We start from the raw sequence: 15363 nt of genomic DNA, 5'->3' as shown, positions 1-15363 counted from the left end.
TTCAAATCCAGTTTTGAGTGAGCAAAAGCAAACTCAATAAGATAACACCACAGTGTGGTGGCGATAGCGAGAAGGATACACCTGTAACCATGCCGAACACAGAAGTTAAGCTTCTTAGCGCCGATTGTAGTGAGGGGTTGCCCCTTGTGAGAGTAGGACGTCGCCACGCTTAAGTTATCAATGGAGGTTTAGCTCAGCTGGGAGAGCATCTGCCTTACAAGCAGAGGGTCAGCGGTTCGAACCCGTTAACCTCCATATGAGCCGTTAGCTCAGTTGGTAGAGCATCTGACTTTTAATCAGAGGGTCACAGGTTCGAGCCCTGTACGGCTCATATTTTTGCGGGTGTGGCGGAATTGGCAGACGCACTAGATTTAGGATCTAGCGCCTTACGGCGTGGGGGTTCAAGTCCCTTCACCCGCATTATATGAATATAACTATTCAAGCCGGCTTAGCTCAGTTGGTAGAGCATCTGATTTGTAATCAGAGGGTCGAGGGTTCAAATCCTTTAGCCGGCATCAAGTTTATGCGGAAATAGCTCAGTGGTAGAGCACCACCTTGCCAAGGTGGGGGTCGCGGGTTCGAACCCCGTTTTCCGCTTTGCCATTATCAAAACGCCGGGGTGGCGGAACTGGCAGACGCACAGGACTTAAAATCCTGCGGTGAGTGATCACCGTACCGGTTCGATTCCGGTCCTCGGCATTAACACATATGCGCCCATAGCTCAACTGGATAGAGTGTTTGACTACGGATCAAAAGGTTAGGGGTTCGACTCCTCTTGGGCGCGTAGTCTTTTTATTTTTTCGGGAAGTAGCTCAGCTTGGTAGAGCACTTGGTTTGGGACCAAGGGGTCGCAGGTTCGAATCCTGTCTTCCCGATTTTTTTATTGATTTTTTATTAAATTTGTTTTATAATTTTTGTGAATTGAATATGCGCCCATAGCTCAACTGGATAGAGTGTTTGACTACGGATCAAAAGGTTAGGGGTTCGACTCCTCTTGGGCGCGTTAATACGGAATAATCTATTCCGTATTTTTTTTTGTTCTAAAATAGTATTTTATTGAAACTTTTATTAACTAAAGGCATTCTCCTTTCATTCTTAGTTTAAATTAGCTATAATTAAGGTCAATATTAGTCAAAGGGAATGAAGAAGATGGCACATCAAAATACCTCGGATTTAATTGAGTCATATATAAAAAAAATTCTAGAAGAAAATGAAATGATTGAGATTCGAAGGATTGAAATGGCAGACCTCTTTAACTGCGTTCCTTCGCAAATAAATTATGTTATAAATACTCGTTTTACTATCCAACGCGGTTATTTAGTAGAAAGTAAACGCGGCGGTGGAGGCTATATTAGAATTGCAAAAGTTCGAATTTCTGATAAGAGACATATGTTGGACCAAATTAATCAGCTATTCGATGAAACGATTAGTGAAAAAGATTCATTTTCAATTATCCAAAAACTATATGAAGATAAGATGATTACAAAAAAAGAAGGAAACTTAATGCTTAGTGCTATTGCAAAAAGTACTCTAAATTACAGTGACTTAGAAGGTCATATTCGTGCTAGAATTCTACGATCTTTTTTAGAACGGTTAAGTTATGAAGATGGGAAGTGAAGATTGATGGAAGAACTTTTTAATGAACGGGCCCAAGTAGTTTTAGAAATTGCGCAAGATGAAGCAAAAAGATTAAAACACCAATCTGTTAGTTCTGAACATATTTTGTTAGCTTTAGTTTTAGAACCTAATGGAATTGCTGGAAAAGTTTTACGTGAATTAGGTGTAAATGAAACAGATATTTATGAAGAAATTGAACATTTAATTGGTTATGGTGGCGTAAATAAGTATACAGAAGGAATTTATCTCCCATACTCACCACGAATGAAACAAATTTTTGCATTAGCTAATAGCGAAGCAAAAAAAATGAATATTCAAAAAATCGGAACAGAACAGATTTTAGCTAGCTTACTAAAAGATGAGAGTATTATGGCTACACGCATTCTTATTAATCTAGGGGTCGATGTTTCTACTGTTCGCCAAATGCTTAAACGAAAAATGGGTATGAATGAAGGACCTAAAAATAATGCTAGTCGTCGGAGAAGTCCGCAAGACAAACGTCAGATCGTTAAAGGAACACCGACCTTAGATTCGTTAGCACGTGATTTAACTAAATTAGCGAAAGAAAATAAATTAGACCCTGTTGTAGGTCGTTCAAAAGAAGTGAAAAGAGTAATCCAAGTGTTAAGTCGACGAACAAAAAACAATCCTGTTCTTGTTGGAGAACCAGGCGTTGGTAAAACAGCCATTGCTGAAGGATTGGCTCAGAAAATTATTTTAGGTGAAGTACCTGAAGAAATGCGTTCAAAACGCTTGATGATGCTAGATATGGGTTCTTTAGTGGCAGGAACAAAATATCGTGGCGAATTTGAAGATCGTATGAAGAAAGTAATTGACGAAATTTATAATGATGGCCAAGTTATTTTGTTTATTGATGAGCTACATACATTGATTGGCGCTGGTGGTGCTGAAGGCGCGATTGATGCATCAAATATTCTAAAACCGGCATTGGCGCGCGGTGAACTTCAAACAATTGGTGCGACAACCTTAGATGAATACCAAAAGTACATCGAAAAGGATTCTGCTTTAGAAAGACGTTTCGCACGTATTCAGGTAGAGGAACCTTCAGCTGAAGAAGCAGAAGAAATCTTGCGTGGGTTACGTTCACGTTATGAAGAACATCATGGTGTAGCAATTACTGATGAAGCTTTACGCGCTGCAGTTACCCTTTCTGTTCGCTACATCAATTCTAGACAGCTTCCAGATAAAGCAATTGATTTGATTGATGAATCGGCAGCAAAAGTTCGATTAGATCAAACGAGTGATGTAAGCGAGTCAGTTGTAGTTAAAGCTGAGATTGACCGTTTAATTAGTGAGAAAGAAAGAGCAATTCAAAAACAGGATTTTGAAACTGCAGCTCATTTGCGCAACCAAGAAAAGAAAGCTACACAAAAGCTTGAAAAACTTTTGTTGATAGAAGAAAAAAATACAAGTGGTTACGCTAATCGAGTAACGGATGAAGATGTTGCAACAGTTGTGTCTGAATGGACAGGTGTCCCATTACAACAACTGGAGAAAAAAGAAAGCGACCGTTTGTTAGAGTTAGAAACATTATTACATGAACGAGTAGTAGGACAAGACGAAGCGGTTAAAGCAGTATCTAGAGCAATTCGTCGAGCAAGGAGTGGGTTGAAAGATCCACAGCGTCCAATTGGTTCATTCATGTTTCTTGGCCCAACAGGTGTTGGAAAAACAGAACTTGCAAAAGCTTTATCCGAAGTAATGTTTGGTAGTGAAGAATCATTAATTCGTGTAGATATGTCTGAATTTATGGAAAAATATAGTACTAGTCGATTGATTGGTTCGCCTCCAGGCTATGTTGGTTATGATGAAGGTGGACAATTAACAGAAAAAATTCGCCAAAAACCGTATTCAGTTATCTTGTTAGATGAAGTTGAAAAAGCACATCCAGATGTTTTTAACTTATTATTACAAGTACTTGATGATGGTCATTTGACGGATTCAAAGGGTAGAAAAGTTGATTTTAGAAATACAATTCTAATTATGACATCGAACATTGGAGCGACACAAATTCGAGAAGAAAAAAATGTTGGATTTAACGTTCAAGATTTAACAAAAGATCATAAAGCAATGCAAAAAAGAATTTTGGAAGAATTAAAGAAAGCCTTTCGTCCCGAATTCTTGAACAGAATTGATGAAACAGTAGTCTTCCATTCTCTGAACAAAGAAGAAATTCGTGAAATTGTTCAAATTATGAGTAAAGCGATTGTAAAACGTTTAGCAGACCAAGATATTGAAGTGAAAATTACCCAAGCTGCAATTGATATCATTGGTAAAGCTGGATTTGATCCAGAGTATGGCGCTCGTCCAATCCGTCGTGCTCTTCAAAAAGAAGTCGAAGATCGATTGAGTGAAGCTTTGCTTAGTGGGGAGATTCATCTAGGTGATCGAGTAACTATTGGTGGTTCGAAAGGGAAAATCACTTTGAATGTTAGAGAACCGAAAGTTAAAAAGGAAATCGTTTCTGTCTGAATTTACATTGGATAAATGACACAAAAATCAATTTTGATTTTTGTGTCATTTTTTTTACTTTCTAACTAAGAAAACCAAAATATATTTTCGAAAATCCAACTTTAAATATAACGGACTATTGGAAAGTTTTTAGACCTATGCTACTATTATGAGGTTGTAGAAGGAGGTAACTATGATCGAAATCATAACTACTGTTGAATCATTTAACCAAGCAGAAGAATTACTAAAAGCAGGTGTTGATACTTTATATTTTGGTGAAGAACAATTCGGGTTACGTTTGCCGGCTTCATTTACTAGAAAAGAACAGCGCGAATTAGTTGAATTAGCACATAAATATGGAAAAAAAGCGAATATCGCTGTTAACGGTATTATTCATCCAGAAAAAATGAAAAAGGTACCAGAATATCTTCAATTTTTAAAAGAAATTGGAACAGATGTCATTACGGTAGGCGACACTGGAATTATTTATACAATGAAGAAAAATCCAGAATTACGTTTGCCGTTTATTTATGATGGTGAAACACTGGTAACGAGCTCACGCCAAATTAATTTTTGGAGTAAAAAAGGAGCTGTTGGTGCTGTTTTATCGAGAGAAGTTCCTTTTGATGAGATGAAAGCAATGGCAGAATCACTAGCAGTTCCAACAGAAATTTTAGTATACGGTGCTACTTGTATCCATCAATCAAAACGACCACTATTACAAAATTATTATAACTATACACAACAAACAGAAGAAGTTGGACGTGAAAGAGGTCTTTTTATTTCTGAACCTAAGAAAGAAGAAACTCACTATTCGATTTACGAAGATAGTCATGGCACACATATTTTTGCAAGTAATGATTTGAATTTAATGAACGAGTTGGAACAATTAAATACTTATCATTATCAAACTTGGAAACTAGATGGTTTATTCACTTCAGGAGAAGCTTTTGTTGAAATTGCTAAGTTATTTGTCGAAGCAAAAAATAATATTTTAGCAGGAAATTGGAACGAAGGAATAGCAAACGAATTAACAGAGAAAGTTCGCAAGTTACATCCAGAAAATCGAGAATTGGATACAGGATTCTTTTATATTGATCCTACTTCAATCAAATAAGGAGTATGACGAAAGAAAAATGACAACCAAAAAGAAATTAAAACGTCCGGAAGTCTTAGCTCCGGCTGGAACATTAGAAAAATTAAAAACGGCTATTCATTATGGTGCTGATGCTGTTTATATCGGTGGAAATGCTTATGGTTTACGAAGCCGCGCGGGTAATTTTACTTATGAAGAAATGGCTGAAGGTGTTGCTTTTGCAAAAGAACATCAAGCAAAAGTTTATGTAGCTGCAAATATGGTTACGCATGAAGGAAACGAAGAAGGAGCGGGAGAATTTTTCCGTAGTTTACGTGATGTTGGTATTTCTGCTGTGATTGTCTCTGATCCAGCATTAATTGAAATTTGTGCAACAGAAGCACCCGGGTTACCAATTCATTTGTCAACACAAGCTTCTGCTACCAATTTTGAAACTTTGGAATTTTGGAAAGAGGAAGGCTTGGAACGAGTTGTTTTGGCTCGTGAAGTATCAATGGAAGAAGTTGCAGCTATTCGTGAAAATACGGACATTGAGATAGAAGCATTCATCCATGGAGCTATGTGTATTTCGTATTCTGGTCGTTGTACGCTATCTAATCACATGTCGATGCGTGATGCAAACCGTGGTGGATGTTCACAATCATGTCGTTGGAAATATGGCTTGTTTGATATGCCGTTTGGTCAAGAACGTAATAGTTTAACAGATTCTGGAGAAATCGAAGAAGAATTTTCAATGAGTGCTGTAGATATGTCAATGATCGAACATATTCCTGAACTAATCGAAAACGGCGTAGACAGCTTTAAAATCGAAGGTAGAATGAAATCAATTCATTATGTTTCTACGGTTTCAAATGTTTATAAAGCTGCGGTAGATAGTTATATGGCTGATCCAGAAAATTATGTATGTAAACAAGAGTGGGTTGATGAATTGTGGAAAGTTGCACAAAGAGAACTGGCAACTGGATTTTATTATGATACGCCGAGTGAGAACGAGCAATTATTTGGTGCGCGACGTAAAATCCCTGTTTATAAATTCGTTGGAGAAGTTTTAGCTTATGATACTGAAACGAAAATGGCGACAATTCGTCAAAGAAACTTATTTTCTATTGGGGATGAAATTGAGTTTTATGGTCCTGGGTTCAATCATTTTTATCAAACGGTAGAAGTTATGTATAATGAGGACGGCGAATCAATTGACCGTGCACCAAATCCAATGATGATTTTAACAATGCCGGTTGAGCAACCAGTTAAACCAGGTGATATGATTCGTAAAAAGAAAGAATAATGACCGAGGCAACTCGTCTTTTCTAGGAGGAACGAAATGAAAACCTATGATTATATCGTGGTTGGTGGAGGATCCGGCGGGATTGCTTCTGCGAACCGTGCGGGTATGTATGGCGCGAAAGTTTTATTGATTGAAAGTAATGAACTTGGCGGAACTTGCGTAAATGTCGGTTGTGTACCTAAAAAAGTGATGTGGCAAGCAAGCACGATTTTAGAAACAATTGAGCGAGATGCATCAAGCTATGGAATTCAAGCAGATGTAACGAAGGTTGACTTTTCCGAATTAGTAGAAAAACGTCAAAAATATATCGACTTTTTACATGGAGCTTATCAGCGAGGATTAGACAGTAATCAAGTAGATGCAATTAAGGGATATGCAACATTTATTGATAGTCAAACAGTTGAAGTAAATGGTGAACAATACCAAGCACCTAAAATTTTAATTGCGACAGGTGGTCGTGCAAGTCAAATGAAAATCCCTGGTGGTGAATACGCAATTGATTCTAACGGTTTCTTTGAATTAACTGAGTTACCAGCTCGAACAGTTGTACTAGGTGCAGGATATATTGCTGCAGAACTTTCTGGCGTGTTGCAAGGGTTTGGTAGTGAAGTGATGTGGGCATATCGAAAAGAAAGACCCTTACGCACATTTGATAAGATGCTATCAGATAACCTGATTGAAATATACCAATCAGCAGGAATGAAGACTTTTGCTAATCATACAGCGGTTGAGATTATCAAAAATGAAGAAGACTATACAGTTGTTTTTGAGAACGGTAATACGTTAACGGGTGACTGTGTGCTTTTTGCAGGTGGTCGTGTACCTAATACTGAAAATCTTGGACTAGAAAATACAAATGTAACCCTTACAAAAAAAGGTTTTGTTCAAGTTGATAAGTATCAAAATACAACAGATGAACATATTTTTGCTGTGGGTGACGTCATTGGGAAAATCGATCTAACACCAGTGGCAATTGCTGCTGGACGCCGGTTATCAGAGCGTTTATTTAATGACAAGAAAGATGAACATTTGGATTATAACTTAGTTCCGACTGTGATCTTTACACATCCACCAATTGCTACGATTGGTTTGACAGAAGAAGAGGCATTGAAAAAATATGGTGAAAAAGAAATCAAAGTTTATCGCTCACGTTTTACTCCAATGTACTTTGCACTGAGTGACTATCGTCAAAAATGTGAAATGAAACTGATTTGTGTTGGAAAAGAAGAAAAAATCGTTGGGCTACATGCTATTGGTGTAGGTGTAGATGAAATGTTACAAGGTTTTGCTGTTGCCATCAAAATGGGTGCAACAAAAGCAGATTTTGATGACACAGTGGCTATTCATCCAACTGGTGCAGAAGAATTCGTAACTATGCGCTAGAAAATTCATAAAATAAAAAACGTTCAAGCAAAAAATCACTATTGATTTTTTTGCTTGAACGTTTTTAATTTGTTCTAGTCAAAATTGTTTGTGTTAAAGTTAATAAATTTTCTTTGGTTTGTTCAGTTGTTTGAGGTAATTTTTGAATATCTTTCAAAGCAGCATCGGTATATTTAGCAGCTAATCGTTGTGCGTGTTTAACACCACCAAATTCATGAACTAATTGTCGGACTGTGTTGACGTCTTCAAGAGTCATATCTCCTCTTTTTTCTAAATAAGGAAGTAAGGCAGCCTGTTCCTTTTGCAAAGAATAAATCAATGGTAGTGAGTAGACACCTTGACGCATGTCTTCCAAAACCGGTTTACCAATTTCCTCACTGTCTTGTGTGTAATCTAAGATATCATCAATGATTTGAAAAGCAAGTCCGATATTTTTGCCAATTTCACCTGCTTTTTTAGCAAAATATTCAGATGTACCACTTTCATAGGCACCAATAAAACAACTCAATTGGAAGAGTTCAGCGGTTTTTCCTGAGATATTTTCTAAATATTCTTTTACAGATAAATTGTATTGATAACGGTCATCCATTTGTCCAAGTTCACCATCGAGTACTTTTTCCATACTTCTTGAGTTTAGTTGTAAACTTTTAAGTGATGTTGAGTAGTCTGATAATAACTTGAAACAACAAACAAATAAATAATCGCCCGCGTATACGGCAACGGTGTTCCCAAATTGATTACGTAAAGTGGGCTTTCCACGGCGTAAATCTGACTCATCAACGATATCATCGTGGATGAGTGTTGCTGTGTGTAACATTTCAATTGACGCAGCAAGCGAAATTGCTTTGTCACGATCACGTTCTGATCCAAATTGTGAAAAAAGTAATTGATAAGCTGGTCGTAATAACTTCCCACCAGCATGAATTGTTTCACGAATTGCTTGCTCGACAGGTTTATTTTTAAGATTGATGATTTGATCCATTTTGGTTAACGTAGCTTCTAGTTCTAAAGCTAAAGTTGGGTAATTTTTCCACATTGGATGTAGATTCATAAAAAACTCCTCGTATAACGATTATTTTTTTAAAAACACTGGGCTCCATTTTTGTTTGGTTTCCCGTTCATAATCCAGTTGGAATCGTTGAAGTGTTTGGACATGCTGTAATAAATAATTTGCGGCAATACCAATTGCGATTCCAGATAAAATGCCAAAAATTGAAAGGACAGGTAGGTACAGCATAACTGTCCAAGATTGAGCAATAAAGGACGCAGTGACTAATTGACCTACATTATGCATAAAACCACCTGTAGCACTGATTCCAATAATGCTGACGCGTTTTGGCCCTAATTGTTTTATCAAAAGCATTCCAAAGTAACTCAATAAAGCACCGCTCATACTATAAAGAAAAGTTGAAATCGTTCCGCCAAGTAAAGTTGTTAAAAATAAACGCAACCAAATCAAGAGGAAACTATCTCTTTTTTTCATTGTAAAAATGGCTACAATGGTAATTAAATTTGCTAATCCTAATTTTGCACCAGGAGCAAAAGCAAACGGGTAAGGAATCATATTCTCTAATAAACCAATAATGACTCCTTGAGCCACGAGTAAGGAGATATAAATTAATTTTTGTAGTTTGCTCATAATTTTTCCAGCTAGTAAATCAAGCTGTCTGCCTCACTCCCGTCTGTTGATCGAACTTCAATCACTAATTTATGAGGTAAACAAACAATTGTCTCGCCGTTTTTCGTTACCCATCCACGACGAACACAAATTTGATCCCCACAATCTGCTTCTTTCATTCGTATTTTATCACCGGCAATCTCAATAATATTGTAGTCGCCATCTGCATCTGTATATGTGTAAGTATAGCTCTTATTTCCACTGATTAAAGGAAACGTTTTGATTTCTGTTCCATCTACGCGTAAAACAGCTTCTTTTTCTGCAACAGACTGACTTTGTTGACTCCCAAAAATAATAATTGGTAGAAAAGAAAGGACAATCAAAAGCATAATGATGAAAATATCCCATGGTTTGAGTAAACTTTTCTTGATAAAATCTTTCATTCTGTAATTGACCCCCTTGTTCCAGAATAACTGCTCCAATTTTAGCATAGGAACAAAAGAAAGTCCTAGGTTCCCCTAGAACTTTCTTCTAAAATCATTTTATTTTTCGCCGTAGCGAGCTTTTGGTCTACCATACCACCAACTACCTAGTGTACGTTGTAACCATGGGATAACCCAACGATCTAAACCAATTGCACGACCAGAACCATTCATAAGTGCGAATGCTACAAAGATAAACCAAATGTTTACCCAATAGAACATACCTGATAGACAGAAAGTAATGACAAGAACGATTGTTGTTGCACTACATAACCATGTAAATAATCCTGCAATCAATGCTAATGCTAAAGCAATTTCGAAGAAGACCATGAATTTTTGGAAGAACATTGCAACGTCATTATTTGGCATAATAAATTGCATGATTTTTGTAAACCAATTTGGTGATTTTTCGATAACTGCCATTGGTTGTTCGCCATAAGCGTAACTTAAACCAAAGTGTGCAGCTTGTGTAGCTGTTTCTGCTGTTGCTTCACCAGCACCACTCGCAGCTGTTGTTGCATCACCGGCTGCTGATGCGCCACTTGCAACATCTGCAACGTTGTATTCCCATGTCCAAGGGAATACGCTATTTCCTTGGAACCATGAACCTTCACCAAACCAAGTGCTAGGTTTTAGTACTTCACCATCACCAACAATTTTCTTACCAGCTTCTATAAACCATACCAGTCCGTAGAAAACACGAAGAGGAACACTCCACAAAACATTTCCGTAACGTGAAGAATGTCCGCGGGCAACATTACGATCATCTTTAATGTGGAAGAACTCATGCATCAAGTATTGGAACATATAGTAACCAGAACGAATATCGAAGAAATATTTTAAGTTAACGATATGTTTCATAATGATAGCTAAAAATCCGCTTAAATGAATTTTATCAAATAAGTTTGCAACGCCCCATTTGGCGCCAATTGAAACCATAAATCCTTGATAATTTCCTTTGAATTTATGTTTCTCGCCGCCTTTAATAGAAGCGACGATGTTTGCAGCAGCAGTATGACCTGTTTGTTCAGCCGCTTGAACGATTTGAGGAGTTGGTGTATTTGGAAATTCTTCGTAGAATACTAAATCACCAATGATATAAATGTTTTTATCTTCATATCCTTTAGCTTGCATGTATTCATTAGCAACTAGACGTTGGCCACGTGCTGTTTCAAGACCAAAGTCAGCAGCATCCGTTGTACCTTTGACACCAGCAGTCCAAATTAATGTGTGTGTTGGAATTTGACGTCCGTCTTTTAATTTAATGTGATCCGCATCCACTTCAACGATTGGTGAATTTAACAATAGTTCAACGTTGTGCTTTTGTAAGTAACGTTCTGCTTTAGCAGCGTCGTTACGATCAAGCATATTTAAAATTGTTGGCATTGCTTCAACAACCATTAAAGTAATTTCGTTTGGATCTAATTTATAGTCTTTTGCTAAACGAGCTTTCCAATCGATTAACTCACCAATCATTTCAATCCCAGTGAATCCAGAACCACAGACAACGAATGTTAGCATTGCTTTTCGTAAGGCATCATCTGGTTCAATTGCTGCTTTAGCAACAGTTGTTTCAATGTGTTCACGAATTTTTACTGAGTCTTCAAATGACCAAAGTGTGAATCCATGTTCCTTCACTCCAGGAGTTCCGAAATCATTTGGTTCACCACCCATACCTAAAATCAATTGATCAAATGGATAAGTACCTAGTTTTGTTTTAACAATTTTCTTTTCTTTGTCGATACCAATTACTGTATCGGTAACTAATTGCACATTTTTTTGGCGAGAGAATAAGTGTTGTAAGTCATATTGAATGGCTTCTGGTTCAACACGTCCTCCGGCAACTTCATGTAGTTCTGTCATCATAGTGTGATAAGAATGGCGATCAATCAAAGTGATCGTTACGTCTTCTTTTTTAAGTTTTTTTGCCAGTAATTTTGTTGCTGACACACCGGCATACCCTGCACCTACAACGACAATGTTTTGCTTTGTCATTGATAATCCGCTCCTTAGTAAACATTTCAGTTTGATAATTATTACACAATCATTTTACATTATATATACGTTATGTAAATTTGTCTAACTCCTTTTCCATTTTTTAATCAAAAGATTATTAAGCGCTTTTTTAACGAAAGTTACTGAAAGAAAACGATTTACATATTCATGTTATTTTTTTAAGAAAACGGTTGACTTATTGGTGTGATTCATTAGAATGTATAATGAATCACAAATTATTTATAAGAATTATAAAAAGGGATTGGTGGGTTAATAATGAAAAAGAATCGTTTTGTAACTGGATTTGCTGTTTTAGCGTTTTCAGCCTTGGTATTAGGAGCTTGTGGAGCAGACAACAACAGTAGTTCAGAAAGTTCAACTTCAGAATCTTCAGTTGCACAATCTTCACAAAGTTCAACAACTGAATCAACTGCAACTGTAATCGCAGGTGGAGAATTACAAGATGGCACATATAAATTAGAAGAAAAAAACTATTCAAATGGTTATCGTACCGTGTTCACAATCGTTGTTAAAGATGGAAAGATCACTGAGTCAAACTATGACAATGTAAATGAAGATGGAAAATCAAAACAAGAAGATGCTGATTACAATAAAAATATGAAAGCAAAATCTGGTACAAATCCAGAAGCATTTATTCCTGAATTAAATGAAAAATTTGTTGAAGCACAAAACCCAGGTGATGTAGAAGTAGTAACAGGAGCAACTCATTCATCAGAAAGCTTCCAAAATTACGCTCAACAATTAGTCCAAGCTGCTCAAGCTGGAAACACAGAAACAATTGAAATTGATAATGGTGCTGACTTGAAAGATGGTACTTATACTTTAGAAGAAAAAAATGAAAAAAATGGTTACCGTACAACATTTGAATTAACTGTAGCTGATGGTAAAGTTACAAAATCAAACTTTGATTACATCAATGCAGATGGAAAATCAAAACAAGATGACGCTGAATACAACAAATCAATGAAAGAAAAAAGCGGAACTGCTCCAGAAACATACATCCCAGAACTAAACGAAGAATTAGTTAAAGTGATGAGTGAAGAAGACGGTTCACCAGCTGATGTAGAAGTAGTAACAGGTGCTACACATAGCTCACATTCATTTATTATGTATGGTCAACAATTGATCAATGCTGCTGAAAAAGGCGATACAACGACAATTGAAGTTGACAACATCGTAACTAAATAATTAAACAAGAAATGATGACGGGCTGATCACTTAATTGGGATCAGCCTCTTTCTTTTTGGTGTCGACCTTTTCATTTAGAAAAAAAGAAGGTATGATAACTTGAGAATAAGTAAAAAGGGGAAAATTATGCGTAAAAAATTACTACTTTCCTTAATAGCCGTATGTACCTTAGTTGCACTGGTTGGTTGTGGTTCATCATCTGAAAAGACAGCTGATAGCGATAAACCAGCCAAAGGAATTTTGAGTGAACCATATGCACAAGAAAAATTCTTGTTAGGAACTTATGTACGAATACGAGTGTATGATGAAGGAAAAAAATCTGTATTAACACCAGCCTTTGATCGAGTAAAAGAATTAGGCGACAAAATTACAATCAATCAATCAGGTTCCGAGATTGATGAGGTCAATGCACAAGCAGGTATTAAACCTGTTAAAGTTTCTGATGATGTTTATTCACTTGTGAAGAAAGCGTATGAATATAGTGAAGATTCTCGTGGCGGTTTTGACATGGCAATTGGTTCAGTAACACAACTGTGGCGCATTGGTTTTGATGATGCCAGAAAACCATCACAAGAAGAAATTGATCAAGCTTTAAAATTAGTTGACTATCATAAAATTGAATTGAATGATGAAGAAAAAACTGTTTACTTAAAAGAAAAAGGAATGATTATTGACTTAGGGGCAATTGCTAAAGGATACATTACGGATGAAGTTGTCAAGGTACTAAAAGATAACGGCGTAACAACAGCAATTGTTGATTTAGGCGGAAATGTGTATGTTTTAGGACACAGTCCTCGTGGAGAAAATCAAGATTGGAATGTCGGCATTCAGGATCCTAATCTTGCTCGTGGTTCGGTTTTAGGGACAATCAAAGAAAAAAATAAAACGCTCGTAACCTCTGGAATTTATGAACGCTATTTGGAAGTAGATGGTGTGAAATACCATCATTTATTTGATCCTCAAACAGGATATCCTTTTGACAATGATATTGCTAGTGTGACAATCATCACAAATAAATCAATTGATGGTGACGGCCTTTCAACAGCAGTTTTCTCAATGGGTGTGAAAAAAGGGTTATCTTATGTTGAAGAATTAGACAATGGAACAAATGCTATTTTTGTTACCAAAGAAGGAAAAGTCTATGTGACTGATCCAATCAAAGATGAATTCAAATTAGCGGAAGACTCAGATTACTCAATGGGTGATCGTTCGAAGCTAGAATAGGAGTAAGCAGATGTCACTGAAAATTTTTTTAGAAGTCGTTGAGATTCGAACAAAAGTGGCAAGTGTATTTCCTTTTGCGATAGGGGTCTTATTCTCTATCGCTTTTTTTCATGAAGTACACTGGTTAAGTACACTTTTATTTTTTATAGGAATGTTAGTTTTTGATTTAGCAACGACAGCAATCAATAATTATATGGATTATCAAAAAGCGCATTCGGAAGTCTATAAATATCAAGAAAACGTAATTGGTCGAACAAATACTTCACCAAAAATTATTCGAAATATGATTTTGGGAATGATTGCATTTGTTTTTATTATTGGTATCATTTTGACAATCCAAACAGGCTGGTTACTGTTAGTGATGGGCGCTGTTTGCTGTTTTATTGGTGTGTTTTATACTTTTGGCCCCATTCCTTTATCACGTATGCCATTAGGAGAAATTTTTAGTGGATTTACGATGGGTCTGGGGATTTTTGCAATGGTTGTTTATGTCAATACTCATAATACGAATGTCTATGATTTGATGATTGATTTCCAAACTGGTAATTTTGCGTTGGAAGGAAATTTTTGGGCAGTTGCGGCTATTGTTCTTGCTTCTTTACCATTAGTTTTTACAATTGCCAATATCATGCTAGCCAATAATTTAAGAGATCTTGATCGAGACATTGAAAATCATCGTTATACGTTAGTGTTTTATATTGGTCGCCCAGTGGGAACAGTTCTTTTTCAAAGCTTGATGTATGCTAGTTATGTAGCGATATTATTAGGATTGTTGACGGGCGTATTTGAATGGCCAATCTTGATTATCTTAGCAACTTTTCCGAAAATTCACGGGAACTTGCAAGCATTCAAAAAAAGTTTGCCACAACCAATTAGTTTTAGTTATTCCATCAAAAACATGATTTTGTTTAATGGTAGCTATGTTTTAGGATTATTGTTAACTATTCTTTTTCAAAACATCTAATAAAAAATACGCATATCT

At 36.5% G+C, this 15363-nt stretch carries 12 protein-coding genes, 9 tRNA genes and 1 rRNA gene; 18 read left to right on the top strand and 4 right to left on the bottom strand.

Features of this window, described 5'->3' with window-relative positions; all coding sequences use genetic code 11:
- The first annotated feature begins 53 nt into the window (after positions 1 to 53).
- The 15 genes from rrf (at position 54) to gor (ending at position 7853) form a co-directional block, all read left to right on the top strand.
- Positions 54 to 169 (top strand): 5S ribosomal RNA (gene rrf / locus IGJ76_RS12765).
- A gap of 13 nt (positions 170 to 182) precedes the next feature.
- Positions 183 to 255 (top strand) — tRNA-Val (locus tag IGJ76_RS12760).
- Positions 256 to 258: 3 nt separating this feature from the next.
- Positions 259 to 331: transfer RNA gene (locus tag IGJ76_RS12755), tRNA-Lys, on the top strand.
- 7 nt (positions 332 to 338) lie between these two features.
- A tRNA-Leu gene (locus IGJ76_RS12750) sits at positions 339 to 420 on the top strand.
- Positions 421 to 442: 22 nt separating this feature from the next.
- Positions 443 to 515 (top strand) — tRNA-Thr (locus tag IGJ76_RS12745).
- 10 nt (positions 516 to 525) lie between these two features.
- Positions 526 to 597, top strand: a tRNA-Gly gene (locus IGJ76_RS12740).
- Positions 598 to 613: 16 nt separating this feature from the next.
- A tRNA-Leu gene (locus tag IGJ76_RS12735) sits at positions 614 to 699 on the top strand.
- Positions 700 to 710: 11 nt separating this feature from the next.
- Positions 711 to 784, top strand: a tRNA-Arg gene (locus IGJ76_RS12730).
- A gap of 17 nt (positions 785 to 801) precedes the next feature.
- Positions 802 to 875 (top strand) — tRNA-Pro (locus IGJ76_RS12725).
- A gap of 54 nt (positions 876 to 929) precedes the next feature.
- Positions 930 to 1003, top strand: a tRNA-Arg gene (locus IGJ76_RS12720).
- Positions 1004 to 1149: 146 nt separating this feature from the next.
- Entirely contained in the window at positions 1150 to 1617 is a 468-nt protein-coding gene (locus IGJ76_RS12715) for a CtsR family transcriptional regulator (protein WP_067484428.1), read from the top strand.
- A 6-nt stretch (positions 1618 to 1623) separates the two neighbouring features.
- Entirely contained in the window at positions 1624 to 4110 is a 2487-nt protein-coding gene (locus tag IGJ76_RS12710; RefSeq protein ID WP_430596654.1) for an ATP-dependent Clp protease ATP-binding subunit, read from the top strand.
- A gap of 172 nt (positions 4111 to 4282) precedes the next feature.
- Positions 4283 to 5206: a peptidase U32 family protein gene (locus tag IGJ76_RS12705; protein WP_067484434.1), complete on the top strand. Its 924-nt coding sequence runs from the start codon at positions 4283 to 4285 to the stop codon at positions 5204 to 5206.
- Between the two features lie 19 nt (positions 5207 to 5225).
- Positions 5226 to 6470: a peptidase U32 family protein gene (locus IGJ76_RS12700; protein WP_071869257.1), complete on the top strand. Its 1245-nt coding sequence runs from the start codon at positions 5226 to 5228 to the stop codon at positions 6468 to 6470.
- A 36-nt stretch (positions 6471 to 6506) separates the two neighbouring features.
- The gene (gene gor / locus IGJ76_RS12695; RefSeq protein WP_311817928.1) at positions 6507 to 7853 is read left to right on the top strand and encodes a glutathione-disulfide reductase; all 1347 of its coding nucleotides are present in this window, start codon (positions 6507 to 6509) and stop codon (positions 7851 to 7853) included.
- A gap of 64 nt (positions 7854 to 7917) precedes the next feature.
- On the opposite strand, the gene IGJ76_RS12690 is transcribed toward gor, so the two are convergent.
- From IGJ76_RS12690 to IGJ76_RS12675, 4 genes are all read right to left on the bottom strand, one after another.
- Positions 7918 to 8904 (bottom strand): polyprenyl synthetase family protein, encoded by a 987-nt coding sequence (locus IGJ76_RS12690; protein WP_218658008.1) that lies wholly within the window; start codon positions 8902 to 8904, stop codon positions 7918 to 7920.
- A gap of 21 nt (positions 8905 to 8925) precedes the next feature.
- Positions 8926 to 9492, bottom strand: a complete 567-nt coding sequence (locus IGJ76_RS12685; RefSeq protein WP_071869254.1) for a Gx transporter family protein — start codon at positions 9490 to 9492, stop codon at positions 8926 to 8928.
- A gap of 11 nt (positions 9493 to 9503) precedes the next feature.
- Positions 9504 to 9914, bottom strand: coding sequence for a NusG domain II-containing protein (locus IGJ76_RS12680; protein ID WP_067484449.1), 411 nt, complete (start codon positions 9912 to 9914; stop codon positions 9504 to 9506).
- A gap of 99 nt (positions 9915 to 10013) precedes the next feature.
- On the bottom strand, positions 10014 to 11948 hold the full coding sequence (locus tag IGJ76_RS12675) for an NAD(P)/FAD-dependent oxidoreductase (protein ID WP_067484452.1): 1935 nt from the start codon (positions 11946 to 11948) through the stop codon (positions 10014 to 10016).
- 276 nt (positions 11949 to 12224) lie between these two features.
- Between IGJ76_RS12675 and pplA the strand changes: the two genes are divergently transcribed.
- From pplA to menA, 3 genes are all read left to right on the top strand, one after another.
- Entirely contained in the window at positions 12225 to 13157 is a 933-nt protein-coding gene (gene pplA / locus IGJ76_RS12670; protein ID WP_067484454.1) for an extracellular electron transfer flavoprotein PplA, read from the top strand.
- Between the two features lie 126 nt (positions 13158 to 13283).
- On the top strand, positions 13284 to 14381 hold the full coding sequence (locus IGJ76_RS12665) for an FAD:protein FMN transferase (RefSeq protein WP_067484456.1): 1098 nt from the start codon (positions 13284 to 13286) through the stop codon (positions 14379 to 14381).
- A gap of 10 nt (positions 14382 to 14391) precedes the next feature.
- Positions 14392 to 15345 (top strand): 1,4-dihydroxy-2-naphthoate polyprenyltransferase, encoded by a 954-nt coding sequence (gene menA, locus IGJ76_RS12660; protein WP_086270520.1) that lies wholly within the window; start codon positions 14392 to 14394, stop codon positions 15343 to 15345.
- Positions 15346 to 15363 lie beyond the last annotated feature (18 nt).

The organism is Enterococcus sp. DIV0175 (assembly GCF_050529075.1).
Classification (GTDB): Bacteria; Bacillota; Bacilli; order Lactobacillales; family Enterococcaceae; genus Enterococcus_B; species Enterococcus_B thailandicus.
Note: the sequence above shows the minus strand (reverse complement) of the source record. Positions and strands in the feature narration are given on the sequence as shown.